This window comes from Moheibacter stercoris, from assembly GCF_040545805.1.
GTDB lineage: Bacteria > Bacteroidota > Bacteroidia > Flavobacteriales > Weeksellaceae > Moheibacter > Moheibacter stercoris.
Genome location: NZ_JBEPMO010000001.1, coordinates 407,229 through 432,690 on the forward strand (window position 1 = coordinate 407,229; position 25,462 = coordinate 432,690).

Consider the following 25,462-nt stretch of genomic DNA (forward strand, 5'->3'; position numbering starts at 1 on the left):
TAGCTGCGTATGTTCCTGATTTATGATACGGAAACCACAGGTTTACCTAAAAATTATAATGCACCTCCAACCGATACCGACAACTGGCCACGTATGGTTCAGATTGCTTGGCAATTGCATGATAAAGAAGGAAAATTAATCGAAAACAAAAACTTTATTGTACAGCCAGACGGATACGATATTCCGTTCAATGCTGTACAAATTCACGGGATTACGACCGAAAAAGCCATGCAAGAAGGTCTTCCTCTTGTTGAAGTGGTGGAAGAATTTCGCAAAGTTGTCGCAAAAGCCAAAGTTTTAGGAGGTCATAACCTAAGTTTTGACCAAGGAATTGTGGGGGCAGAATTTGTTCGTTTGGGATTGGACTACCAAGAAATCGATTTGCCGATTGCAGATACCATGGAACTTTCCACGGAATTCTGTGCTATTCCTGGCGGACGTGGAGGAAGGTTCAAATCTCCCAAATTAGAAGAACTTCATGAAGTTTTATTTGGATACAAATTCGAAGAAGCACACAATGCCTCTGCCGACGTAAATGCGACCGCGCGTTCCTTTATGGAATTGTTGCGATTGGGCGTTTTCACTAAGGAACATGTTTCTCTTACTGAGGAGGAATATACCCGATTCCGCGAAATCAATATAACGCCTTTTGAGCCGTTTGATATCCAAATCGATCCACAAGTTCAAGCGTATAAAGAAAAGAAATCAGACGAAGCAGGCTTAAATGAACAAGCGAAATCCACGACAGATGCTCCTTATTTTCATTTTCACAACCATACTTCATTTTCAATTTTAACTGCCACAACATCCATTGATGCTTTGGTGCAAAAGGCTATTGATGAGAAAATGCCGGCTGTGGGAATTACGGATATGGGAAATTTAATGGGTGCTTTTAAGTTTACTTCAGCGGTTAAAAGAGCCAATTCAAGTTTAGAAACACCCATCATTCCAATTGTCGGATGTGAATTGTATGTTTCAGAAAATTATACCCAAACAAAATTCACCAAAGACAATCCAGATCGACGTTTTACCCAATTATTGTTGGCCAAAAACAAAGCAGGATTTAAAAATTTATCCAAAATTTCCTCTTGCGGATTTGTGGAAGGTTATTATGCTGGATATCCGCGTGTTGGGAAAAATGTAATCGAAGAATTCAAAGAAAATTTAATTGCGACGACGGGTAGTTTGACAGGTGAAATTCCCAATTTAATTCTTAACGTTGGGGAAGCCCAAGCAGAAGATGCATTTGTCTGGTGGCATAATTTGTTTGGAGAGGATTTTTATGTGGAGTTGATTCGTCATGGATTGCAAGAAGAAGAGCATGTGAACCAAGTTTTGCTTCGCTTTGCACAAAAGTATGGCGTGAAAGTTCTCGCTCAAAACAATACATTTTACATCAATCAATCCAACGCCGAAGCACATGATATTTTGTTGTGTGTACGTGATGGAGAGAAAAAAGATACGCCAATAGGACGCGGAAGAGGAACTCGTTTTGGTTTTCCGAACGATGAATTCTATTTCAAATCGCAAGATCAAATGCGTTCCTTGTTTCACGATATTCCAGAAGCAATTGAAAACTTATCGGAATTCTTGACCAAATTCGAACCTTATGATTTAGCAAGTGATGTTTTACTTCCGAAATTCGATATTCCAGAAGAATTCAAACATCCAGAGGATGAGGTTGACAACGGAACAAGAGGAGAAATGGCGTATTTGCGTCACATTACCTACGAAGGTGCCAGAAAACGATACGATGAAATCACCGATGATATCAAAGAACGTTTGGATTTTGAATTGGATACGATTGAACGTACGGGTTATCCTGGGTACTTCTTGATTGTACAAGATTTTACCTCGCAGGCGAGAAAAATGGGTGTTTCGGTTGGTCCAGGTCGTGGATCGGCAGCAGGTTCTGCAGTTGCCTATTGCATCGGAATTACAAACGTTGACCCAATTAAGTACAACCTCCTTTTTGAGCGTTTCTTAAATCCAGATCGTGTCTCACTTCCCGATATTGATATTGACTTTGATGACCGAGGACGTGATAAAATTATTCAATGGGTTGTGGACAAATACGGAAAAAATCAAGTAGCGCAAATTATTACCTATGGAACGATGGCTGGGAAATCTGCCATTCGCGATACGGGTCGAGTATTGGATTTGCCACTTCCAGATACAGATAGAATTGCCAAAAAGACGCATCTTAAATTGAACAAATTGTTCAATATGGATGAGAAAACCTTGAAATCGGCTTTGGGTTCAGATGAATTTGTCGATTCCATGGATCTGAAACGAATTGTAGAACAAGACAATTTAGAAGGAAAAACACTTCAACAAGCAACTGTCATTGAAGGTTCGCTTCGAAATACCGGAATTCATGCCTGTGGAGTGATCATTACACCAAAAGACATCAAAGAATTGGTGCCAGTTGCCGTAGCAAAAGATGCGGAATTATTGATTACGCAGTTCGACAACTCGGTGGTAGAAAGTGCGGGATTGCTAAAGATGGACTTCTTGGGACTTCGAACGTTGACCATCATCAACGATGCCATTGACTTAATTGAACAAAACCATGGAATTCGCATCAATCCAGACGAAATTCCATTAGACGATAAAAAAACCTACGAATTATTTCAACGAGCGGAAACAGTAGCGATTTTCCAATATGAATCGCCTGGGATGCAAAAGCATATGCGTGCCTTGAAACCCGATAAGTTCGATGACTTAATCGCCATGAACGCCTTGTATCGTCCAGGTCCATTGCAGTATATCCCAAATTTCATCGCGCGTAAACATGGAGAAGAGGAAATTGTCTATGACTTGCCTGACATGGAAGAGCATTTGGCGGAAACCTATGGGATTACCGTTTACCAAGAACAGGTGATGTTGCTTTCGCAGAAATTGGCTGATTTTACCAAAGGTGAAGCCGACGTTTTGCGTAAAGCGATGGGGAAAAAGCAACGTGACGTTCTAGATAAAATGAAACCGAAATTTTTGGAAGGAGGAGAGAAGAACAACCATCCGAAAAAGAATTTGGAAAAGATTTGGAATGACTGGGAAGCCTTTGCTGAATACGCGTTCAACAAATCACACTCTACTTGTTATGCCTTGATTGGATACCATACAGGATATTTAAAAGCGCATTATCCGGCAGAATTTATGGCGGCTGTATTGAGTAACAACATGAGCAACATCAAATCCGTTACTTTCTTCATGGAAGAATGTCGTTCACTTGGTATTCCTGTATTGGGGCCAAATGTCAACGAAAGTTCCTATGCGTTTTCGGTGAACAAGGAAGGTGCGATTCGATTTGGAATGGGGGCCATCAAGGGAGTGGGTAGTAATGCGGTAGAGTCGATTATCAACGAACGAAATGAAAATGGAAAATATGAATCCATTTTTGATTTTGTCCAACGAATTGATTTGCGTCAAGCCAACAAAAAAACAATTGAAAACCTGGCGATGGCTGGTGCTTTTGATGATTTTGAAGTGCACCGAGCGCAATTTATGTACGAGGAAGACGGAAGCACGAATTTGGAGAAATTAATCCGATACGGTGCAGCTTTCCAAGATTCCAAAAATAGTGCGCAAGGTTCTTTGTTTGGAGATTTTGCCGAGGAAATTGAAATCCATAAACCGCATTTGCCTAACTGTCAACCTTGGAGTTCGATTCAATTATTGAACAGAGAAAAAGATGTCGTAGGAATTTATATTTCCTCGCATCCGTTGGATGATTATTTGGACGAATTGAATTTCTATCAGAATACCACACTTCGTCAGTTAAAGGAAAATCAAGAAAAATTAATCGGTAGAGAAGTTTCCGTTGCGGGAATCATAACCGACGCCCAACATAAAGTTTCCAGTAAAGATGGACGAGAATTCGGCATCATTGTTTTGGAGGATTATGACGATCAATATGAATTCATGTTGTTTGGCGAAGATTACTTGAAATTCAAACATTTCCTTCAACCCAATATGATGGTTGGAGCGAAAATTATGGTTTCGGAACGTGTTTTCAAAGACAAAGAAGGAAAAGTAACCGGTAGAAGGATGTTTGTCAACATTACTCGAATGCAATTATTAAGTGAAATTCTGGAAGGAATTGCCAAAAAAGTAATTGTAACGGTCGACGTAAATGATTTGACACAAGAAATTTATGAAGCATTGGTGAAGGTATTTGACAACCACAAAGGTGATAAAAATGTATTGTTTGTGATGAATGATATGAAAAACAAGGTTCAGATAAAAGCGCCTGCCAGTCATGCAAAAGTAGATATCACCAAAGATATGTTAGCGGAATTAAGAGCCATACCCAATTTGCAAGTTGCTTTGAATTAGAATAGGTGAATTAACTTCGTAGAACAAAGTATTTTATAGGTGAATTGATTTTTCCTATGGAATAACAGATTGAATTCAATATTTTTATCCTAATTTTGAGATTATAATAAAACATTAAATAACTGACAAATGGCACTAGAAGTAACAGATACATCGTTTGCAAAAGACGTTTTAGAATCAGGGAAACCAGCAATGGTTGACTTTTGGGCTACATGGTGCGGACCATGTAGAATGGTAGCTCCTATCGTTGAGGAGTTAGGACAAGAATTTGAAGGACAAGCTGTCGTTGCAAAAGTAGACGTAGATAACAATCAACAAATCGCAGCTGAATACGGAATCCGTAACATTCCTACCATCTTATTTTTCAAAGATGGTCAAGTTGTGGACAAAGTAGTAGGAGTTGTTCCGAAAGCACAATTAGAACAAAAATTAAAAGCGATTATGAACTAAGATTCATTCGCTACAAAATAAAGCCCAATCCGAAACGATTGGGTTTTTTTATTGCTAAAAATGAAAAAAGCTTAGTAGTTTTGATGTCTATCCATTTTATAAAAAAAACAGTTGACTAAAGCATTTAAATATTGTTTTTTATTTATGCTTTTAGCTTGTCAAAAACCTAGTTATTTTGATGAGAATAAATCACATTTGAAATACCATTCCGTTGATTTCACTGTTACTAAAATTGATACCATTTCTTGGGGATTTTTAATTGAAGGTTTTACGGGTGAATTAGACTCTGTTCTTATTGTTAGTCCCAACTTAAATAAGGAGAAAAATTGTAAAAAACACGTCCAAGTTGGAGATATATATCCATTGAAATTGCAGTTTGAATCCTATTATGGTGAAATAGATGGCTTTTCGTTTGATGGCGTCGAATATTCAACGAATTATGCAGTCTCCTATAACAATAAGAATTTGGATGGTTTGTGTTTTAGATAAGGTGAAATTTTTCTTACCCCGACCCTAAAGGGAGAAAAATTTTATGTTCTAATTACCAAATCACACCCTTTAGGACAGGGGATAAGATTTGGTTTTTTTGTGATTTTCTTTACTCCGACCCTAAAGGGTGGAAAATTTTCATCACCTATTTCCAAATCACTCCTTTTAGGGCAGTGGGAAAAGATTTGTTTTTTTTGATTTTTCTTACCCCGACCCTAAAGGGAGAAAAAGTTTTTATGTACTAATTTCCAAATCACTCCCATTAGGACAGGAGAAAAGATTTGGTTTTTTTGATTTTTCTTACCCCGACCCTAAAGGGAGAAAAATTTTATGTTCTAATTACTAAATCCCACCCATTAGGACAGGAGAAAAGATTTGGAAACAAAAAAACCGCCCTTTTGCAAGAGCGGTTTGGGTTATTCAGTAAACGTCAGAATTAGTTTCCTCCTTCTTCCATTTTCTTTTTCAATTCAGCTAACTCATCGATATCTCCCAAAGTAGAAGTTTCGATTGTTTGGCTTTCCATTGCTTTTTTCGCTTGTTTTTCTTCCTCTTCACGGAAAGTAGCCGTGTGAGAAACAACAACGCGACGGAATTCTTTGTTGAATTCGATTACTACGAATTCCAAAGCATCACCTTTTTTCACGCGAGAACCATCTTCTTTCTCCAAAGTTCTTGATGGAGCGAAAGCTTCAACATCAGCATCTTCGAATTGGATAGTAGCTCCTTTGTCGAAAACGTCTACTGCAGTTCCAGTGTGACGAGTTCCAACAGCATATTTAGACTCATATTTATCCCAAGGATTTTCAGTCAATTGTTTGTGACCTAATGACAAACGACGAGCGTCAACATCCAATTCCAATACAACAACGTCTAATACGTCATCAACATTGGTGAATTCAGATGGATGTTTGATTTTTTTCGTCCAAGACAAGTCAGAGATATAGATCAATCCGTCAACACCTTCTTCCAATTCTACGAATACACCGAAGTTAGTGAAGTTACGAACTTTTCCTTTGTGTTCTGAACCTACAGGATATTTAGTCGTGATGTCAGTCCATGGATCTGGAGTTAATTGTTTGATACCCAAAGACATTTTACGCTCATCGCGGTCTAATGTTAAAATAACAGCTTCAACTTCGTCACCAACTTTTACGAAATCTTGAGCAGAACGTAAGTGAGTAGACCAAGACATTTCAGAAACGTGGATCAAACCTTCTACACCTGGAGCAACTTCAACAAATGCACCGTAGTCAGCCAAAACAACCACTTTACCTTTCACTTTGTCACCAACTTGTAAGTTAGAATCTAAAGCTTCCCATGGGTGTTTTTCCAATTGTTTGATACCCAATTGGATTCTTGTTTTGTCTTCGTCGAAATCTAAGATAACAACGTTGATTTTTTGACCATCTTCCAATATTTCAGATGGGTGGTTGATTCTTGACCAAGATAAGTCAGTGATGTGGATCAATCCATCAACACCTCCTAAGTCAACGAATACACCGTAAGAAGTGATGTTTTTAACTTCCCCTTCCAATACTTGCCCTTTCTCTAATTGAGCAACGATTTCTTTTTTCTGTTCTTCGATGTCAGCCTCGATCAATGCTTTGTGAGAAACGACAACGTTTTTGAATTCTGGATTAATTTTAACCACTTTGAATTCCATAGTTTTACCAACATATTGTTCGTAATCGCGGATTGGTTTCACGTCGATTTGAGAACCTGGTAAGAACGCTTCGATTCCGAAAACGTCTACAATCATACCACCTTTTGTACGTGCTTTGATGTAACCGTTTACGATTTCTTGCGTATCGTGTGCTTTGTTAACAGCATCCCAAGCGTTCAATGTTCTTGCTTTTCTGTGAGAAAGAACCAATTGACCGTTTTTATCTTCACGTGTATCAACCATCACCTCAACTTCGTCTCCTACAGTTAAGTTCGGGTTGTAACGGAATTCGTTCAATGAGATAACCCCTTCAGACTTGAAGTTAATGTCAACGATTGCTTCTTTGTCAGTTAAACGAACTACTTTTCCTTTGAAAACAGCATTTTCGTCTAAGCTATCCAACGTTTCGTCGTACATTTTCTCTAACTGAGCTTTTTCTTTACGATCTTCTTCGTTTAAACCAGATTCGTAAGATTCCCAGTCAAAATCTTCAGTTGAAATGTTTGCGTTTGATTGAGTGTCAGCTTTTCCCAAGTCCAATACTTGATCTTCTAACTCTTCGTGTTTTGTGTCTTTAGACATAATGATAATCCTTGTATCCCAAAATGAACCAGTCAAAATAAAGCGGAAACGGGGTTTTGAGAGTGGTTAAACTTTTGTTTTTCAATACTTTGTTTCTAAATCCGCCAAAGTGGGTGCAAAGGTACAAAAAACTTCTGATTTCTTGTTGATAATTTGTTGGAAATCTGTACACTTTGATAAATATTTAAGTTACTATAAAATTCTAAATCAAAAATCCTAAATCTGAAATTGCTATGGGCGTGCCCCCGTCTCGTTTTATGACGAGACGCGGTCGGGCTTTCTGCGTCAATCTTTTTTGTGTTATGCTGAGTTTGCCTCTCCACCAAAGGAGGATCGAAACACAAAAAAGGATTTCTGCTACAATCCCTCACGCAGATTAAGTTGAAAGTTTAAGGTTTAAAGCAATTCTTGGTTTTTTCCATTTTAATTTTAAAATTTTGAATTTAAAATAAGAGAGCAATTCATACTTTTATCAAATGATTGAACAGATTGAATTTCGCCAAGCGACACCCGAAGACGCATCTGCCATTTGGGAAATTTTGCAACAAGCCATTCGTCGTCGAAAAGAAGATGGAAGTACCCAATGGCAAAACGGATATCCCAATGAACAAACTGTCGAATCCGACATCCAACGCGAAATTGCGCATGTTGCAACGCTCAATGGAAAAGTTGTGGCTTCAGCAGCATTAGTTTTCAATGACGAGCCAACTTATGATGTGATTGATGGCGCTTGGCTAACTCAAGGTGATTTTTTAGTCGTTCACCGAATTGCGGTTTCAGATGAGGTTGCTGGAAAAGGCGTGGCCAAAAAGTTCTTTACCTATTTTGAAGAATTCGCCAAAGAAAATCAAGTTTTCAGCATCAAAATCGATACGAATTTTGACAATCTTGCGATGCTCAGCATTCTTGAAAAATGGGGTTATACCTATTGCGGTGAAATCCAAGTTTCCGACGGCGCAAGGAAAGCATTTGAGAAAGTTCTGAAATGAGAATGCCATGCTCCTAGTCATTGAGAGGCACGAAGCAATCTCACGCAGGCTTTGACCGCACGTTTGTCATTGCGAGTGGGAGGTACTACTACAAAGCAATCTCACGCTCGCATATAAAGAACATATATCATTTCGAGGAAGATCGATAAAGATTCAAGTATAGAATTTAATAAAGTTCTGTCGAGGTAGTTATTACCAATTAAAATTGTTTAATTAAATTTAAACAATGCAAAGTCTTAAACTATTTCTATTATTTCTTATTCCTTATTTGGGATATGCGAGTCCGCAAATACCTGAATTACTCATTTATAAAAACGACACTATACCTATTTATAATTTGATAATTGAAGATTATCTCGAGAAAAATAATTTGGATATTTTAGGTGGGAGTGAGGGGGAACTATTTGGTTTAAACTTTAGAGGAGGTAGCTTTAATTGTTGGCGAGGCTATCAAGGAATATATAAAATAGAAAACGATAGTTTGTTTATTGTTGATATGAAAGAGATCGGAGGATTTCTTGAATTTGACAATCAAGAAATTCCAGTGAATCCAAACCCCAAGGTTAGTTTAATGAAGGAAATTTTTAAGGATAAAATTAAAAATAATAAGGTTTTTGTAGATTGGGTTTCTTACGATATTTCCATTAAAAATGGTGATATTTTAAGTTGGGATGGAGTATTTCGATACACGTATGAAAAAGAGATTTTATTGTCTTTTAATAACGGAAAACTATCTAAAATTTCAAATGTTCAAAATTATGTAGAAATGCCAAATGGTATAAAACGTAAATATCAATCACAACCACAAAATGATATTTTTAATGCCTTAGAAAAAATAAAATGGAAGGATCCATATAATTTGGATTGTTCTGAAAAATATACATTTCTAATCGGAAAGAAAGGGAAAATTAAAAAAATTTAAGTAGTTACCTATAAATCTGAAGAAGAAACATTAGAATTTATGGGTAAGGAAGTTTATGATTATTGTATTAAGGAAATAGGAAATGCTGTTAAAAACCTTCAATTTGATATTGTAAAAGATTTAGGTAAACCTATTGAAGAAAAAGTATTTCTAGAGATTTGGGTAAATGATGACGGCTCAATTGAAAACTGGAATATGTAGTAAATTGTATATGATGAATTTGGTTATTTCACTTATTGCGGAGAAATCCAAGTTTCCGACTGACCTAGGAAGGCGTTTGAGAAAGTTCTGAAATGAGAATGCCACGCTCCTAGTCATTGCGAGGCACGAAGCAATCTCACGAACACAATGGAAACTAATTATTCAATCCCGAAAACTGCTCCAAAATCTCATCATACAAATCCTTCCACTCAGGATTAATGGAATTTATCAAATCAATTTTCTTTTGTCTTGACCCAGCTTTTAATTGTTTTTCACGACCAATCGCATCTCCGATAAATTGAAAGGCTTCATAATAAACCAAGTAGTTAAGATTATACCTTGAACTAAAACTATTTCTATAAAATTTAGTTCGATGTTGATTAATTCGTTGAATTATATTGGATGTAACACCAATATAAAGTGTTGTTTTGTTTTTATTGGTTAGGATGTAAACGAAGCCAGGTTTCATAACTGTAATTTACATATTTGTGTTGAGATTGCCACGCTTCATTGCATTTCGCTCGCAATGACCTACTGCACGTCATTGCGAGCAGGAGGCACGACGACGAAGCAATCCCGCGCAGGCAATGACCGAACCCACATCATTGTGAAGCTCGTAGCAATCCCACGTACGCAAAAATAAAATCCACGCATTCCCAAAATTTCCTTAATTTCAATTCTCGAAACTTAATGATCTCATGCGCAATAAATTATTTCGAAAGAAATCGATTGAAAAACTCGTTCAAGAAAGTGAAAATTCATCCAATCCCCTCAAAAAAGTTCTTTCTGTCAAGGATTTAACCTTTATGGGAATTGCTGCTGTAGTAGGCGCAGGTATCTTTTCCACCATTGGTTCAGCAGCTTATAATGGCGGTCCGGGCGTATCGCTTTTGTTTATCATTACTGCCGTTACTTGCGGATTTACCGCACTGTGTTATGCGGAATTTGCCAGTCGGATTCCCGTTTCAGGAAGTGCTTATACCTATTCGTACGTTGCTTTTGGGGAAATTGCCGCTTGGATCATTGGCTGGGCATTGATTCTCGAATATTCCATTGGGAACATTGTCGTAGCCATTTCGTGGAGTAGTTATTTCAATAATTTACTCGTGCATTTGCTCAACATCCATCTGCCCGATTGGATGATCATCGATCCGATGACTGCAAAAAATGCCTTTCTAGAATCGACTCAAGCGTTAAAAGATCCGACTATTTTAACCGCCAAACAGATTAAAAGTTATCAATTTGCCATCAATGCGTACAATTCCGCTCCTGAAATCGGGGGAACCAAAATATTTTTCAATCTTCCAGCATTTATTATCGTTGCGCTGATTACGTGGTTGGCTTATATCGGAATCAAAGAAAGTAAGAAATCGGCCAATTTTATGGTCTATTTCAAAGTAGCGGTAATCATTTTCGTGATTGTGGCGGGAGCATTCTTTGTTGATACCAACAATTGGCGTCCGTTTTTACCCAATGGATTCGAAGGTGTTTTGAAAGGAGTTTCAGCTGTATTCTATGCCTACATTGGGTTTGATGCGATTTCGACCATGGCGGAAGAAACCAAAAATCCGCAACGCGATATGCCAAGAGGGATGATTTATTCGCTTCTGATTTGTACCGGATTGTACATTTTAATTGCTTTGACGCTTACTGGAATTGAACATTATTCGCATTTCAACAATGTCACCGATCCATTGGCATTTGTATTTGAAGATCGTGCGCCTTGGATTGAAAAAATCGTTTCGATTTCTGCTGTGGTGGCGACCACTTCCGTTTTGTTGGTTTTCCAAATTGGGCAACCTAGAATTTGGATGAGTATGAGCCGTGACGGACTTTTACCCAAACAATTCCAGAAAATTCATCCAAAATACCAAACGCCTTCATTCGCAACCATCGTTACGGGAATCATTGTGGGAATTGGAGCTTTGTTCATTGAAAGTGATTTGGTGACCGATTTGACGAGCATCGGAACTTTGTTCGCCTTTATTTTGGTTTCGGGTGGTGTTTTGTTTTTACCGCCAAAAATCAAAGAAAAAGGAAAATTCCATTTGCCGTATATCAATGGAAAATTCATCATTCCGCTTTTGTTTGCTTTATTTGTTTACATATTTAGAGAACGAGCAATGGCGGCGTTTACCGAATTCCATTGGAACAATACCGAAGAAGTTTTGTTCCTTGTTTTCTTGGTATTCGCTGCGAGCATCAGTGTATTGACTTTCTTGCGAAACTATTCGTTCATCCCAATTATGGGTGTTTTGATGTGTTCATATATGATGGTAGAAATTCCTTTGGTGAGCTGGATGTGGTTCTTGGTTTGGATGGCAGTCGGATTGTTGATTTATTTCTTGTACGGCTATCGAAATAGTAAATTGAATCAAGAAAATTAAATCAATGAAAGCTTTCTTCTTTCTCACAATTCTGCTGATCATCTCTTGTAACCAAAAAGAACAAGAAGAAAAACTAATTGTAAAGTCACCAGAGGAAATTCAATCAGAAACATTTAATCGAGAAATTGCAGAGGCTCAAGAGGAAATAGATAAAATAATTCCAGAAGATTCTATTTATAGTTTTGTCAATACAGCCCTAAGTAGTAATAATATTTTCAATTATTGTGATTGTTTGAATGTTTTAAGTAATTGGTTTGTTGATATTTCTGGGGATCTTTATTTCGTTGATCAATTGAGTAAAGAAATCGACATTGAAAAAGAAAGGAACTTTATAACTAAACAATATGTAGCTTCACTCAAATTTGAATGGAAAGAAAATCTGATAAAAGATAAAAGAATTATTAGGATACCTGATGAAATCAATAGTAGTCAAGAACCAATTTCGGAGTTATTCAAATTAATGGAAGTTCAAGATTGTTGTTTTACAACCGTTTCGAAACCCATATTTTTCCAAAACTTTCAGTACGCTGTTGTTGAAGTAAGTTATTATTGTGGAGTTGAATGTGCTGAACGAGCAAATTACATTTATGAACGTGATGAAAAAGGCAATTGGAAACTAATAAAAGAATATAATCACATTTTTGCCTAATTTAATTCCGAATAATTTAAAATTTTAAATTTCTGAAATGGAAGAAAATCAACCCCAAGAAATGAAACGAGCGCTCGGTCTTTTGGACGGGACAATGCTCGTGGCCGGATCGATGATCGGTTCCGGAATTTTCATCGTGAGTGCAGACATTGCTCGAAATGTAGGAAGTGCAGGCTGGTTGATTTTGGTTTGGGTTTTAACGGGTTTGATTACGCTGACAGCTGCTCTGAGTTATGGCGAACTTTCGGGAATTTTCCCCAAAGCAGGCGGACAGTATGTGTATTTGCGTGAAGCCTATGGGAAATTGGTGGCTTTCCTTTACGGATGGGGACTTTTTGCCATCATCCAAACGGGCACAATTGCGGCGGTTGGTGTTGCCTTTGCGAAATTTACAGCATATGTTTTTCCGATTTTTGGAGAAGAAAATATATTGTTTCAAATCCTAGAACTTAAGGTTTCGGCTGCGCAAATCTTAGGAATTCTCTCCATTGTGTTTTTGACTTGGTTGAATTCGCGAGGTGTGAAAAACGGAAAATTCATCCAGACTTTTTTGACGATAATCAAGATCTTATCACTAGTAGGATTGATTGTCGCAGGATTGATTTTTGCATTTGATGGCGATGTTTGGAATGCGAACTGGGCGAATGCTTGGCAAGCAGGAAGATGGACCCAAGATCCGCAAGCTTTTGTTACCGTAGCAGGAATGGCCGTTTTTGCAGGAGTCGTTTCGGCGATGGTAGGTTCTTTGTTTTCGTCTGATGCTTGGAACAATGTGACGTTTATCGCGGGCGAAATGAAAAATCCGGCGCGAAACATAGGTTTGAGTTTGTTTTTTGGAACTTTGATTGTGACGGTTGCTTATGTACTGATGAATTTGATGTACGTGGCGACTTTGCCGATGAATGAAATTGCTTCAGCGCAAAATGACCGTGTTGCCGTTGCTTCGGCTTTGAAAATATTTGGGTCCGAAGGAGCGCTGATTATTGCGGTGATGATAATGATTTCAACGTTTGGCTGCAACAATGGATTGATTTTGTCGGGCGCGAGAGTGTATTATACGATGGCAAAGGACGGCTTGTTTTTCAAAAAAGCAGGCGAATTGAATCAGTTCGAAGTTCCTTCTTGGGGATTATGGATTCAATGCATTTGGGCTTCGGCGCTTTGCTTAAGCGGAAAATACGGTGATTTACTCGATTATGTGGTGATGGCGGTATTGGTATTTTACATTTTAACCATCGCTGGAATTTTCATTTTGCGCAAAAAACGTCCTGATTTAAAACGAACCTATAAAGCTTTTGGCTATCCGGTTTTACCTGCTTTGTATATCTTGACCGCTACTACAATTTGCATTGGATTATTGGTGTACAAAACAACTTATACTTGGCCTGGACTTTTGATTATACTTCTTGGAATCCCGATTTATTATATAATGAATCGATCTAAATCATAAAAAAACATTATCAAGGTTATTTTCAGTATTATGATTAACCTTGACAAGGTTGATACAATCTTTAATAAAAAGGAGCAATGAAATTTGATGAGAAAGGTTTTTACTTCAAGGATAAATTCATTTTATGGGATGAAATTGAAACCATTTCTACCTATAAAATTGATCGTCTAGTCGTAGATGATATAATTCTTGAATTGACAACTGAAAACTTTATTTATTCCTTTTCCGAAGAACTTGAAAATTGGCGAAATTTTGCTGAATTCATTTCGATAAAATTCGAGTTAGAAGATTTTTATATTTGGTTTGAAAGAGTGATGAAACCAGCTTTTAAAGAGAATAGGGCTTTGTTGTTTGATCGAAATTCAATTCGTTAGAAATTAGTATCTTCGGTTGGACTTAAACAGGAAACAATGAACCAAGCATTGTGGGAAAGAATTGAAGCTTTTGAGATCGATCAACCTATGAGCGAATATAGTTTTTCGGTACGATTGGCACACGAAAACTTCTGGACCGAAGAATTTACCCAAAAAGCCATTCTCGAATACAAGAAATTTATGTATTTGGCGGCTGTTTCAGACCAAATGGTTTCGCCTTCTGAAATCATCGACAAAGTCTGGCATGAGCATTTGGTTTTTACGAAATCCTATGAAGAATTTTGCCAGTTATTGGGAAAACAAATTCATCATATTCCTTCGACACACCAAAAAGGTGAATTTGAAAAATTTCGGCAAGCAAGAACTCATACTAGTGAATTGTATCAAAAAAAATTTGGGGAACAACCTTCTGATATTTGGAACCAACATTCGATGTACGATAGTTTGAATTTGAAAAAGGCAAAGGTGAAATTACGAACCAAACTTTTGGTGGTTTTGAGTTTGTTTGTCATCTTGTTTTTTCCCTTGTATTCATACTCCAGTCCTATCATTCGTTTAATGAGTGATCAAAGCTTTTTATGGGGATTTTTCATTTTGGGAGTTTTGTTGATTGTCGTGATGGAATTATACAATCAGTTTAAAATGAGGAAATTAATCAAAGGATTTTCAAAGGATTCCTTCTTTTTTTATTTATCGGCCGATGAATTAATTTACTTAAAAACCCGAAACATCAAGACGCCAATTTTGGGAATTTTACATGAATTGGTAGAAAAAGGTTGGGTTCGCATAAATTCGGATAAGAAAATAGAATTGCTGAAGAATAATTCAAGTTCTGACCCAAAGGAAAATCAAGTTTTGGAAGTAATCAATCATCATGAAATCATTGAATTTGAAAAATTCCAACGAATAATTTCGTCCAAAAAGATATTCCAGAATTTGTCTAACTCTATGGAAGCATTTGTGAAATATGTACACAAATCACAACGGTATCATCGAATTTTCATTGTAAATGTTATCCTGTATTCCTTGTTTTTGAGTTTTGGATTCATTCGATTGAAATTGGGAATAAATAATAATGAACCGATTGGATATTTAGTTTTTTTTCTTTTACTTTTTTCAATTGGTTTTATCGTTGTGCTTGCGACTCTTTCTCAATTTGCCTTTTCGAGATCCATAAAACGCTATTACAAAAATTTTGTACTGCCTCAAACGATTGGGTCAGAAAATTGGAAGTTGAGTTATTATTTATTGGGAGCGTCTGTTTTGGCAGCGAGTTTTGCACCAATTACGGGATATAACAGAAATCAATCAAATGGTGGATGCGGAACTTCTGGTTGCGCTTCTTCTGGTTGCGGCTCATCTTGTGGTGGAGGTTGCGGCGGATGTGGAGGTTGATTTGGCTTCAACCAACCTATTTTTCGATAACGCAATTGCTTGTAAGATCCAATTCCTAAATGATCTACCAAGTGATCAATCCATTTTAAGATCGTATCGGTTTTCAATTCCAAGAATAGAATAAATCGTGCGGAGATGGTATTTCACTGTATTTTCAGAAATGAACAATTGAGCTCCAATTTCTCGGTTGGTTTTGCCTTGTTTGACCAAATTGATGATTTCCAACTGTCTTTCTGTTAGCTCATATTTTGACAGGTCAAGTTTCATTTCGCCTTTTTCGTTTCGTTCGTTGGAAAGTGATTCTAGAAGATTCCTCATCTGTTCGTTTTCCAATTGAAATTCAGCTTTTTTCTTTTTGTTGATGTAGAAAAGACGGAAAACAATCAAAGTAATAATCAAAATGATGGCTATGATACTATACAAAGTATAAGTTAAAAATTGTTTGGATTCCAATTTGGAATTTTGTCGATTGGCTGCTATTTCTTTTTCTAATTGGCTTAATTGACCCGATTTATGGTGGTAATTGTAATTGTATTTCAAAGTGTCCACCATGCGAGAGTGGTGGTAGGCTCTTTCATATTGTTTTAGTTCCGTGAAATGATTTTTCATGGATTCATTCATACCAATTTTATACACAATCATTTCGTAGCGATTGGCGTAGTACATGCCAGAATCAAATGCTAATTGGGCCAATTCTGTTTCTTGGGTTTTGGTATAGATTTCTATTTTTTTTCGGTAGATATTGGGTAAATCGGCAGGGCTTGATTTTTTCAAAAGAGGAATTGCTTCATCTAATTTTTTCAAGGCCAATTGATAATTTCCTTTTTCGAGCTCCAAGATGGCAAATACAGTAATCAGAAAGGCATGCGTCTGGTTGTCTAGCAAATGAAGTTGAATGGGGTCTAAATTTTCAACCAAGGCTTCTACTTCATCAAATTTTAAAAAATCAAATGCATGGAAAATTTGCTCTGCCAATATTCTGACTTGTACCTCTTCTTTTCGATCACTTTTAAGACCATATTCCTTTGCAAGATTGAGGTTCGTTAATGCGTGATGGTAATTAAATAATCGTTTATAAGTAATGGATTTCTGGAGGTAGGCGAGATATTTGTCGTAATTACCATATTCATCACTACCGATGATGTCCTCTAAAATACGAATGGATTCCGTAAAATTATTTTCACTATTGAGTTGAAAGATTTCTTTATTTAATTTTTCTGGATCTAGTTTTTGACCAAATCCTGATATCATCAACCCCAAAAAAAGAAGTACATAGCCAATTCTCATTCCACTCACTTTTCAAATAAAAAGTTTTGATTCTCATTTACGTATTGGTTTAGGAGAGGTTTTCTACCCTACCGAGTGGGTAGTTTTTCTATTTAGAATAGAACGTTAAAGGTAGTAAATATTATAAGTTTAATCGGATAAAGAATTATGAAATAATTAAAAAGCTGATTAAATCTTTTATTTTAAATTTTAATATACTTAGAACTAGTGATTTGTAAAATGACTATTCTTTGGGTAGTCACGACTATACCTAGAACTATACCGGTTGGATTAGGTTTGAATTTGGCAAAATTTGATTTTAGCACCGCTGTTTAGGGTGAGAGTTAAACAGTAAAATTAGTATTAATCAAAAAAATTTTACGAATGAAAAAAATTACGTTAGGTTTAGTTCTAGCAATGGCTTGTATGGGTGTTAAAGCACAATTATTAAACGAAGTAAAAAACATGGCTGTTGCCGAAAGTCAGGAGATGACTGGAAATGCATTGAGCGATGTTACAGATGGTGCAGTTGACAGAATCATGGACGGTGATGTTGTTTGGGGGATTAGAGCCAATGGTTTAATCAACACTACCTCTTTGGGTGATTTAGAAAATGCAAAAAATTTAAGCAATCATGGTTTTAACGTGGGTGTTTCTGCACGTTTTAATTTTGACGATTCTGATCTTTTTGTTAACCCAGAATTGTATTATACTCATTTAGGAAATGGTCGTTTGGATTTGCCAATTTTAGGAGGTTATCAAATCTCTGACACCTTTGCGATTATCGCAGGTCCGACTTTGGCTTATATTTTCTCTGATAATTCAGAATCTGATTTAGTAGAAGCAGGAACAGGAGCTATGGATGGTTCATTGAGCATGGAAGGAATTTCATCTAAATTGACGTTTGGATACCAAGCTGGTTTACAAGCTTACTTTAATAATTTCGTTATCTCTGCTAAATATGATGGCTCATTTACAGGTCAAGTTGTTGACATTGTCAACACAGCTTCTGGAGCAAAATTACAAGAAGAAGTAAGAACAAGTTTTATTTCAATTGGTATTGGGTATAATTTTGGATTTTAACTCTCAACCTGAGTATATACCAATTTAAAAGCCCCTCAAATTTGAGGGGTTTTTACTTTATAAATCATATCGGTTTTCAATACCTAATGTTTGATAAATGATTTTCAAATGGTATTTAACGGTGTTTTCAGAAATGAATAATTGAGAACCAATTTCTTTGTTGGTTTTTCCTTGTTTGACCAATTCTATGATTTGTAATTGACGTTCGGTGAAATTTTGATTGTTGATTAAATTTTTCGTTTCACCTTTTTCATGGATGCTTTTGGAAATTTTTTCCAACTCCTCACGCATGCGTTTATTTTCAGATTCCGAAATGGATCGTTTTACTCGATTTAAACGAAATAATTTAAACAAAACAATAAGAAAGGCAGATAAGATAACAACCAATGCAATCATCGCGATTCGGATTCTCTTTTCGTATTTGATTTCCATATCTTTTCGTTCCGACAATAAATCGCGCTCCAGTACTTTTAATTTGTTGTTGGCAGAGGAAATGTTGTATCGGTTAAACTCTTCCACAGCAATTAGATGGTAATGCATGGCTTGTTTGTAATCTTCTTTCTCCATGTAGTATTTGCTCATGGCATCATGAATCCCAATCTTGTAAACTCCTGTATTGTATTTTTCGGCATATTCAACTCCTAAATTATACGCCTCCAAAGCCTTTTCTTCGTTGTTCAAACTTCCATATAAGGAGATTTTTTTCCGATAAATATTGGGTAAATCTTTGGGGCTATGTTGTTGTAATATAGCAATACTCTCATTGAGCTGTTTCTCTGCTTCTTTAAATTTGTTTTGACGCATATTCATTACGGCCAGCAACCCAATGTAAAAAGCATGGGTTTCGGGATCTAAATTGGCTATATCCTGCGGAGTGATGCTACTTAATACTTCCTCAACATCGTTGAACTTAAGCATATCAAAATGAATGAATAATTCTTCTACTTTGATTCTACTGTTTGCTTTTTCTTTAATTGGAGATTGGTTGGCCCAAATTTTCGCAAGGTTTAAGTTTTCTAAAACCTCGGCATAATTGAAAATACGTTTGTAAGTTAGAGCCTTTTGTAGATAGGCATTGTAAATGTCAATAGGTTGGGAATCGTCAGAATTGATGATTTTGTCCAACTCAATGATGGATTGATCATATTTCTGTTCATTGTTTAGTTTTAAAATCTCTTTTTGGAGATTTTCAGTAGAAATGGTTTGGCAAAAAATAAGGTTGGAAAGTAAAGTTAGGATGATGAATAATAAACTTCCCCTCATGCGTTTTCGTTCATTTTATTTATTTATTAAGTAGAGATTTACGGGCTGCTACCCGAATAGGTAGGTAATAACTACCCGCCAACTATCCTTCAAAAATAACATTATTAACGTTTAAATGTGGAATTTTGTAAATGAATTTAAGTGAAATTTATACTTTGCCGATAAGCGATTAAGCTAAGAAGTTAAATCCTAATGCGTTGAAAATAAAATTAGAAATTATCTTCTTTAATCAAATTTTGACATTCTTTCTACTTATGTCAACTTCCATTAAAAATCAAAACTTTAAATTGTATAAAAAATTATTCTTAGCATTTGGTTAGGGCATATGTTGGAGTATTTAAGAGTCAACTAAATGGATCCTAAAAAGTTGACAAAATTTGTTTGATGTTAGGGGCATCAACAAACAAACCCCGAGTAATTCTCGGGGTTTTTCTTTTTGTATGTTTATTTTGATCGTTAATTCAAACTATAATCGGTGCCATCTTTTCCATCTTTTAATTGGATGCCAGCAGCCAATAATTCATCACGAATTTGATCGGACAATGCCCAATTTTTATCGGCTCTTGCCTGATTTCTCATTTTAATCAATAGTTGAATCGCTGCATCTAGCTTTTCTGAGTTTCCTTGAGATTCTTCTTCTGATTTCAATCCCAAAACATCAAAAACAAATGCTTGAAGCGCATTCTGTAAAGTGGAAATATCCTCAGCTGTTAACTTTTCTGAACCTGCTTTTGCTCCATTGATGACACGAATTGCTTCAAATAAATGCGAGATCAAAATCGGTGTATTGAAATCGTCATCCATCGCGGCATAGGCTTGCTTTAGCCATTCTTGCACATCAAAACTAGATTCTGTCGAAGCTTCCAATGAATTCAAAGCTTTCAATCCATCCATCAAACGGTTGAAACCTTTTTCACTTGCGATCATGGCATCATTGGAAATATCCAAAACACTTCTATAATGCGCTTGAAGAAAACAGAATCGTACCACGCTCGGATGAAAAGGTTTTTCAAAGAAATCGTTGTCGCCATTGACCAATTGCATTGGTAAAATATAGTTTCCAGTTGATTTACTCATGCGTTGTCCGTTCATGGTCAACATATTGGCGTGCATCCAATATTTTACAGGTTGTTGATTATTGGCAGCTTTGGCTTGCGCAATTTCGCATTCGTGATGAGGGAATTTCAAATCCATTCCACCACCATGAATATCAAAATAATCACCTAAATATTTGGTGCTCATTACGGTACATTCTAGGTGCCATCCTGGGAATCCATCGCCCCAAGGAGAACCCCAACGCATGATATGTGCAGGTGAGGCATTTTTCCACAATGCAAAATCCACTGGATTTCTTTTTTCGCCTTGGCCATCAAGATCACGAGTGTTGTTAATCAATTCTTCAATATTTCGACGGCTCAATTCGCCATAATTCAAGCCTTTTTGATTGTAAGCTTCTACGTCAAAATAAACCGATCCATTGATTTCATACGCCAATCCCAAATCGATTAATTTTTGAGTCAATTCGATTTGTTCCAAAATATGACCTGTTGCGGTTGGTTCAATCGTTGGAGGTAAAAAATTAAAGGTATCCAAAACCTTGTGGAAATCGACGGTATATTTTTGAACGATTTCCATAGGTTCCAATTTCTCCAATTTGGATTGTTTCACAAAGCGGTCGTTTTCAACATTTCCATCATCGGTTAAATGCCCTGCATCTGTGATGTTTCGAACGTAACGAACATTGTAGCCCAAATGCAATAAATAGCGATAAATCATATCAAAAGACATAAACGTGCGCACATTTCCCAAATGGACATTGCTGTAAACAGTTGGCCCGCAAACATACATTCCTACTTTTTCAGGATGAATCGGAGCAAAGGCTTCTTTCTCGCCACTTAAGGTGTTTTGTACTTTTAGGTTATGTTCTTTTATCATTTTCAAATTCTTAATATTTAGTCTAAAATTAATTCAATTCGAACAATTTCTTCTCTTTTCTTTTTTACTTCTTGGGTGGAAATGTCAATATTTCGTTTGGCTTCAATAAAATAAGGAACCCCTGGATCGTAAAAAAATTCAAAATAATGATGGTCTTCAATAAGATATTTGGCATTCTTCAGTTCTTTCAGGTTCTTATCATCATTTACCCCCATTTTGGTCAGTAAGTCAAATAACATTTCTAAAGCATCTTCTTCATTTATTTTCATTTCATAGGTAAAAGAACAAAATCCATTCTCTAAATCTACGTGATCAAAATAAATTTTAGAATCACCGCGCATAGTGCCTTCTCCCAATATATTGGGTATTTGATCTTCATATTCATGGACTTCATTTGAATTCAATAAAGCGCCAAATGGAAAATGAAAATAGGTTAATTCTTTCAAAACAATTGATTCAATTCCTTCTCTTGTTTTATAAATAGACAAAAAAGGCTGCAAAGCTTTTTGGAGTTGATCTTTTGAAGTCTGCGAATTATTTTTTAGGGCTGAAACTATTAATTCATTTGTATAAGAAATCAAAAAATCAGAGAGTTCTTGCCAATTTTCTAATTCCTCAAATTCTCCTAGTTCATTGGTCCTATATATATATTCTATTGTGGTTGCATTATTGTTTAATAAATCCGCAAATTCTGGAGGAATTATTCCCAAATTCGATTTATTGATCCATTTGATTCGATAGGAATTTTCGGTTGAATCAATAACAGAAAATGTAGAAAAATAGGTAGTTGAATCTTTATTCTCTAGTTCATCACCATTCCAAGATTTACGAATTTTTGTGACGAAATAATCATAATTATCACCTACAGACCAATACGCTACAAATGGAATTTGGGTAGAGTCTGTTTGCGAAAAACAAAAGACTGAACCCATTAAAAATATTCCAATGTATCGTAAAAGACGCAAAATTTTACACATTAAACTTCGTTCTTACACCAATGTAGTGCAAAAACTCACGACGCGTGGTTGGGTCTGTTTTGAAAACTCCTCCCAATTCTGCCGTTACGGTTGAACTATCGATATCGCGAATTCCACGTGAATTCACACACAAATGTTTCGCATCGATCACACATGCCACATCTTCAGTTCCCAAAGCATCTTGCATTGCTTTCACGATTTGCATGGTTAAACGCTCTTGAACTTGAGGTCTTTTAGCAAAATAATCGACGATTCTGTTCATTTTGGAAAGACCAATTACTTTTCCATTGGAGATATATCCAATATGAGCTTTTCCAACAATTGGTAAGAAATGGTGTTCACAAGTTGAATAAACCGTGATGTCTTTTTCCACCAACATTTGGTTGTATTTGTATTTGTTGTCAAACGTAGACATTTTGGGTTTGCGCTCTGGAAGAAGTCCACCAAACAATTCTTGCACAAACATTTTGGCAACACGTTTTGGCGTTCCTTTCAAGCTATCATCTGTTAAATCCAATCCAAGAACATCCATGATTTTTGCAAAATCAGCTTCAATCAAAGCAATTTTCTCTTCTGGACTTAATTCGAAAGCATTTGCTTTCATAGGTGTATCGTGATGTGATGAAAAATGGCTATCACCCATTTCATCATGAAATTCATTTTGTGACATTCTCTATCAGTTTAAACGGCAAATTTACCGAATCAGAATTAGAATAGGAAGTTAAATTCAGGAATCTCCATTTTTCGGTTGGATTTTAGTAATTCAGGAGTAGATTTTTAACGGAAATTTTAAAAATCAGGGTTAACCCCTAAACATTCGCTACTTCTCAAGCTCATCTTTGCAGTCTAATTTATAGTTTACCTCTCTCAAAATAAATCATGAGAAATCTATTGAATTATTTGGTGCTATACGTAAAAGTCGAAATGTAAAAATGGGATCCTCTATCTACTAAAATTTGATTACAAAACTCTCAAACAACCCATGAAAATTAATTGATACTTTTGCCCAAATAAATTTATATAATTAACAGTAATGATGAGGCATTGCAAAGTATTTTATCCATTAGTCATCTCTCTATTTTGGTTATTTTCTTGTCAAGAAAAAACTCAAAATGGAGAGTCTGATGTAAAAACTACTTCTCTGGAGAGTAAATTCGAATCCATCAATCAATACAATTGGATCCGTGATTTTGCTAATTTCAAGGATGAAAGCTATCAAGAAAAATTTGAGCAACTCTTCAACAAAAGTTTATCTGATAAGAATTTTGAAAATGCCGCAGCTTATTTAATAGCGTATGGAATTGCTGCCAAGCAAACACAAAATATTGACACTGCTTATGTGGCTGAAGCAATTGAGTTTCTAGAAAAACATCGAGACAAAATATCGGGTGAAGCAAATAGTACCTTAAGCCATTACATTGGTGCTCAGTATAAAAATGCACGTCAGATTCAAGAAAGTAACAAATGGTTTGAAAATTCTTTTTCTAAGCATATTGAATCCAATACTCATCATCAAGCCATCGGATTGTCTCATTTATTGATGGGGCAAAACTATTTTGAACAAAGAAGTTTGGACCAGGCAGAAAAACATTTAATTGCTGCTTTGGAAATTTTCGAAAAAATTGGTGATAGAGAAAATAAAGCCAAGGTTAGTTTAATGATGCATAGCATGTATGTGCGAAACAAAGCATATGACAAGGCTGAATCAATTTTAGAAGAAGCCATTGATATTTTTGAACAAGAGAAGAGTGATTTTTATGCGTTAACAGGACATATTTTCTATGTTCATTATCATCTCGAAAAGTACGATACCATCAAAGCGATTGCGCAAATTGATCAAATGAACCAATTTGCCAAATCATACAAGGATATTACAGAATACCATTCCGCTATTTTAAACTTATTTCTGTCCATGAAATTTATGGGATTGAAACAGGAAGATAGTGCTGCGTATTATTTAAATCAGGCAAAGGAAATAACGGAACGAACAGGAATTCCAGATTTGCAAATGCGCACCTTTTTTACCAATGTTTCATTTGCCAACAAATTTGGTAAACCTTTGGAGAATCCAGAAGAGGTAGAAGCCTATTTCAACGCATTGTTTGAAGGTGGCGAAGAAAATAGTCAATATTTGGTGCAATTGGCAGTTCCGCTATATTTCTACAATAAAAAAGAAGGAAATTATGAAAAGGCGAATATTTACAGCGAATACCTGATTTCAGATGCCTTCAATCAAGCAGCAAAACGAGTAGAACATCAATTGTTCGAATTGGAAACAAAATACCAAACCGAACTCAAAGAAAAAACCATTTTACAACAGGAACAGAAAATTGAACAGAAAAATAAAATCATCTATTGGTTGATTTTAGGTGCAATTGTCATTCTATTTTCTTTCGTTGTTATCCTTTTTTGGCTAAAGAACAAAAGCATTTTAAAAGAAAAGAATCTCACCGAAAACTTTGCATCTCAATTGCTTCATAAAACAGAAAGTGAACGCAAACGAATCGCGTCTGACCTCCACGATAGTGTCAGCAATGAATTGGTCAATCTTCGTCATAGTATTGATGAAAAGGATTTGTCCATCAAAATGAAAATCGATTCTATTTTAGAAGAAGTTCGCAATATTAGTAGAAACATTAGTCCAACCTTATTTGATAAAATCGGATTTGAATTAAGTATTGAACAACTTGTCGAAAGAGTTCAAATCCAACATGATTTCTTTATAAGCTCAGAAATTGATTACAATGGTGGCATTAGTAATGACAAAGAATTGCAATTATACCGAATCATTCAAGAAGCCATTACCAACATTTTGAAACATGCCGATGCAGTAGCGGGAAAAATTACTATTCAAGAAACAGATCAAGCCATTTTGGTGGAAATTAAGGACAATGGGAAAGGATTCGATGTCGAGAAGATGCTCGAGAAAGGAAATTGTTTTGGCCTTTTAAATATCAAAGAGCGAGCGAAATACATCAATGGAAATGTGAGTTTCCAATCTGATAAAAATGGAACGATTGTTAAAATTACGATACCTAAGGAATAA

At 36.0% G+C, this 25,462-nt stretch carries 20 protein-coding genes; 13 read left to right on the forward strand and 7 right to left on the reverse strand.

Features of this window, described 5'->3' with window-relative positions:
* Nucleotides 1-9: 9 nt before the first annotated feature.
* The 3 genes from dnaE (at nucleotide 10) to ABID46_RS01760 (ending at nucleotide 5,277) form a co-directional block, all read left to right on the forward strand.
* Nucleotides 10-4,338: a DNA polymerase III subunit alpha gene (gene dnaE / locus ABID46_RS01750; RefSeq protein WP_354506293.1), complete on the forward strand. Its 4,329-nt coding sequence runs from the start codon at nucleotides 10-12 to the stop codon at nucleotides 4,336-4,338.
* Nucleotides 4,339-4,467: 129 nt separating this feature from the next.
* Nucleotides 4,468-4,788 (forward strand): thioredoxin, encoded by a 321-nt coding sequence (trxA, locus tag ABID46_RS01755; RefSeq protein WP_354506296.1) that lies wholly within the window; start codon nucleotides 4,468-4,470, stop codon nucleotides 4,786-4,788.
* A 144-nt stretch (nucleotides 4,789-4,932) separates the two neighbouring features.
* Nucleotides 4,933-5,277 (forward strand): hypothetical protein, encoded by a 345-nt coding sequence (locus ABID46_RS01760; protein ID WP_354506299.1) that lies wholly within the window; start codon nucleotides 4,933-4,935, stop codon nucleotides 5,275-5,277.
* Nucleotides 5,278-5,713: 436 nt separating this feature from the next.
* Here ABID46_RS01760 and rpsA read toward each other — a convergent pair whose 3' ends face one another.
* A complete protein-coding gene (rpsA, locus tag ABID46_RS01765; RefSeq protein ID WP_354506301.1) occupies nucleotides 5,714-7,525 on the reverse strand; it encodes a 30S ribosomal protein S1 in 1,812 nt (603 codons plus the stop codon).
* A 476-nt stretch (nucleotides 7,526-8,001) separates the two neighbouring features.
* On the opposite strand from rpsA, the gene ABID46_RS01770 reads away from it, so the two are divergent.
* From ABID46_RS01770 to ABID46_RS01780, 3 genes are all read left to right on the forward strand, one after another.
* Complete coding sequence (locus ABID46_RS01770; protein ID WP_354506304.1) at nucleotides 8,002-8,514, forward strand: GNAT family N-acetyltransferase; 513 nt, start codon at nucleotides 8,002-8,004, stop codon at nucleotides 8,512-8,514.
* Nucleotides 8,515-8,740: 226 nt separating this feature from the next.
* Nucleotides 8,741-9,436, forward strand: a complete 696-nt coding sequence (locus tag ABID46_RS01775; RefSeq protein ID WP_354506307.1) for a hypothetical protein — start codon at nucleotides 8,741-8,743, stop codon at nucleotides 9,434-9,436.
* 39 nt (nucleotides 9,437-9,475) lie between these two features.
* A complete protein-coding gene (locus ABID46_RS01780) occupies nucleotides 9,476-9,637 on the forward strand; it encodes a hypothetical protein (RefSeq protein WP_354506310.1) in 162 nt (53 codons plus the stop codon).
* A gap of 154 nt (nucleotides 9,638-9,791) precedes the next feature.
* Here the strand turns inward: ABID46_RS01780 and ABID46_RS01785 are convergent, their stop codons facing one another.
* Nucleotides 9,792-10,106: a GIY-YIG nuclease family protein gene (locus tag ABID46_RS01785; RefSeq protein ID WP_354506313.1), complete on the reverse strand. Its 315-nt coding sequence runs from the start codon at nucleotides 10,104-10,106 to the stop codon at nucleotides 9,792-9,794.
* A 229-nt stretch (nucleotides 10,107-10,335) separates the two neighbouring features.
* Here ABID46_RS01785 and ABID46_RS01790 point away from each other — a divergent pair, with 229 nt between their 5' ends.
* From ABID46_RS01790 to ABID46_RS01810, 5 genes are all read left to right on the forward strand, one after another.
* Nucleotides 10,336-12,024 carry an APC family permease gene (locus ABID46_RS01790; RefSeq protein ID WP_354506315.1) on the forward strand — a complete coding sequence of 563 codons (1,689 nt, stop codon included), beginning with the start codon at nucleotides 10,336-10,338 and terminating at the stop codon, nucleotides 12,022-12,024.
* Nucleotides 12,025-12,028: 4 nt separating this feature from the next.
* Nucleotides 12,029-12,673, forward strand: coding sequence for a hypothetical protein (locus ABID46_RS01795; RefSeq protein ID WP_354506318.1), 645 nt, complete (start codon nucleotides 12,029-12,031; stop codon nucleotides 12,671-12,673).
* Between the two features lie 37 nt (nucleotides 12,674-12,710).
* Nucleotides 12,711-14,123: an APC family permease gene (locus ABID46_RS01800; RefSeq protein ID WP_354506321.1), complete on the forward strand. Its 1,413-nt coding sequence runs from the start codon at nucleotides 12,711-12,713 to the stop codon at nucleotides 14,121-14,123.
* A 77-nt stretch (nucleotides 14,124-14,200) separates the two neighbouring features.
* Nucleotides 14,201-14,497, forward strand: a complete 297-nt coding sequence (locus tag ABID46_RS01805) for a hypothetical protein (protein ID WP_354506324.1) — start codon at nucleotides 14,201-14,203, stop codon at nucleotides 14,495-14,497.
* A gap of 36 nt (nucleotides 14,498-14,533) precedes the next feature.
* Entirely contained in the window at nucleotides 14,534-15,892 is a 1,359-nt protein-coding gene (locus ABID46_RS01810; protein WP_354506327.1) for a glycine-rich domain-containing protein, read from the forward strand.
* 75 nt (nucleotides 15,893-15,967) lie between these two features.
* Here ABID46_RS01810 and ABID46_RS01815 read toward each other — a convergent pair whose 3' ends face one another.
* Nucleotides 15,968-17,179 (reverse strand): response regulator transcription factor, encoded by a 1,212-nt coding sequence (locus tag ABID46_RS01815; RefSeq protein WP_354506330.1) that lies wholly within the window; start codon nucleotides 17,177-17,179, stop codon nucleotides 15,968-15,970.
* Between the two features lie 363 nt (nucleotides 17,180-17,542).
* Here ABID46_RS01815 and ABID46_RS01820 point away from each other — a divergent pair, with 363 nt between their 5' ends.
* Nucleotides 17,543-18,241 carry a porin family protein gene (locus ABID46_RS01820; protein WP_354506333.1) on the forward strand — a complete coding sequence of 233 codons (699 nt, stop codon included), beginning with the start codon at nucleotides 17,543-17,545 and terminating at the stop codon, nucleotides 18,239-18,241.
* Between the two features lie 57 nt (nucleotides 18,242-18,298).
* Here ABID46_RS01820 and ABID46_RS01825 read toward each other — a convergent pair whose 3' ends face one another.
* The 4 genes from ABID46_RS01825 to folE all read right to left on the reverse strand — a co-directional run bounded on the left by ABID46_RS01825 (nucleotide 18,299) and on the right by folE (nucleotide 23,086).
* Nucleotides 18,299-19,504 carry a helix-turn-helix transcriptional regulator gene (locus tag ABID46_RS01825; protein WP_354506336.1) on the reverse strand — a complete coding sequence of 402 codons (1,206 nt, stop codon included), beginning with the start codon at nucleotides 19,502-19,504 and terminating at the stop codon, nucleotides 18,299-18,301.
* Between the two features lie 456 nt (nucleotides 19,505-19,960).
* Nucleotides 19,961-21,439 carry a cysteine--tRNA ligase gene (gene cysS, locus ABID46_RS01830; RefSeq protein WP_354506339.1) on the reverse strand — a complete coding sequence of 493 codons (1,479 nt, stop codon included), beginning with the start codon at nucleotides 21,437-21,439 and terminating at the stop codon, nucleotides 19,961-19,963.
* A gap of 17 nt (nucleotides 21,440-21,456) precedes the next feature.
* Entirely contained in the window at nucleotides 21,457-22,371 is a 915-nt protein-coding gene (locus ABID46_RS01835; protein ID WP_354506342.1) for a hypothetical protein, read from the reverse strand.
* A gap of 37 nt (nucleotides 22,372-22,408) precedes the next feature.
* Complete coding sequence (folE, locus tag ABID46_RS01840) at nucleotides 22,409-23,086, reverse strand: GTP cyclohydrolase I FolE (protein ID WP_354506345.1); 678 nt, start codon at nucleotides 23,084-23,086, stop codon at nucleotides 22,409-22,411.
* 363 nt (nucleotides 23,087-23,449) lie between these two features.
* Here folE and ABID46_RS01845 point away from each other — a divergent pair, with 363 nt between their 5' ends.
* On the forward strand, nucleotides 23,450-25,462 hold the full coding sequence (locus ABID46_RS01845) for an ATP-binding protein (RefSeq protein WP_354506348.1): 2,013 nt from the start codon (nucleotides 23,450-23,452) through the stop codon (nucleotides 25,460-25,462).

What these genes read in the sequence shown, in the direction of transcription:
- ABID46_RS01820 (WP_354506333.1), top strand. Translation starts at nt 17,543, where the DNA reads ATGAAAAAAATTACGTTAGGTTTAGTTCTAGCAATGGCTTGTATGGGT.
- ABID46_RS01845 (WP_354506348.1), top strand. Translation starts at nt 23,450, where the DNA reads ATGATGAGGCATTGCAAAGTATTTTATCCATTAGTCATCTCTCTATTT.
- ABID46_RS01770 (WP_354506304.1), top strand. Translation starts at nt 8,002, where the DNA reads ATGATTGAACAGATTGAATTTCGCCAAGCGACACCCGAAGACGCATCT.
- ABID46_RS01790 (WP_354506315.1), top strand. Translation starts at nt 10,336, where the DNA reads ATGCGCAATAAATTATTTCGAAAGAAATCGATTGAAAAACTCGTTCAA.
- ABID46_RS01780 (WP_354506310.1), top strand. Translation starts at nt 9,476, where the DNA reads ATGGGTAAGGAAGTTTATGATTATTGTATTAAGGAAATAGGAAATGCT.
- rpsA (WP_354506301.1), bottom strand. Translation starts at nt 7,525, where the DNA reads ATGTCTAAAGACACAAAACACGAAGAGTTAGAAGATCAAGTATTGGAC.
- folE (WP_354506345.1), bottom strand. Translation starts at nt 23,086, where the DNA reads ATGTCACAAAATGAATTTCATGATGAAATGGGTGATAGCCATTTTTCA.
- ABID46_RS01810 (WP_354506327.1), top strand. Translation starts at nt 14,534, where the DNA reads ATGAACCAAGCATTGTGGGAAAGAATTGAAGCTTTTGAGATCGATCAA.
- ABID46_RS01800 (WP_354506321.1), top strand. Translation starts at nt 12,711, where the DNA reads ATGGAAGAAAATCAACCCCAAGAAATGAAACGAGCGCTCGGTCTTTTG.
- ABID46_RS01785 (WP_354506313.1), bottom strand. Translation starts at nt 10,106, where the DNA reads ATGAAACCTGGCTTCGTTTACATCCTAACCAATAAAAACAAAACAACA.
- ABID46_RS01815 (WP_354506330.1), bottom strand. Translation starts at nt 17,179, where the DNA reads ATGAGAATTGGCTATGTACTTCTTTTTTTGGGGTTGATGATATCAGGA.
- ABID46_RS01775 (WP_354506307.1), top strand. Translation starts at nt 8,741, where the DNA reads ATGCAAAGTCTTAAACTATTTCTATTATTTCTTATTCCTTATTTGGGA.
- dnaE (WP_354506293.1), top strand. Translation starts at nt 10, where the DNA reads ATGTTCCTGATTTATGATACGGAAACCACAGGTTTACCTAAAAATTAT.
- ABID46_RS01760 (WP_354506299.1), top strand. Translation starts at nt 4,933, where the DNA reads ATGCTTTTAGCTTGTCAAAAACCTAGTTATTTTGATGAGAATAAATCA.
- trxA (WP_354506296.1), top strand. Translation starts at nt 4,468, where the DNA reads ATGGCACTAGAAGTAACAGATACATCGTTTGCAAAAGACGTTTTAGAA.
- ABID46_RS01805 (WP_354506324.1), top strand. Translation starts at nt 14,201, where the DNA reads ATGAAATTTGATGAGAAAGGTTTTTACTTCAAGGATAAATTCATTTTA.
- ABID46_RS01795 (WP_354506318.1), top strand. Translation starts at nt 12,029, where the DNA reads ATGAAAGCTTTCTTCTTTCTCACAATTCTGCTGATCATCTCTTGTAAC.
- ABID46_RS01835 (WP_354506342.1), bottom strand. Translation starts at nt 22,371, where the DNA reads ATGGGTTCAGTCTTTTGTTTTTCGCAAACAGACTCTACCCAAATTCCA.
- cysS (WP_354506339.1), bottom strand. Translation starts at nt 21,439, where the DNA reads ATGATAAAAGAACATAACCTAAAAGTACAAAACACCTTAAGTGGCGAG.
- ABID46_RS01825 (WP_354506336.1), bottom strand. Translation starts at nt 19,504, where the DNA reads ATGAGGGGAAGTTTATTATTCATCATCCTAACTTTACTTTCCAACCTT.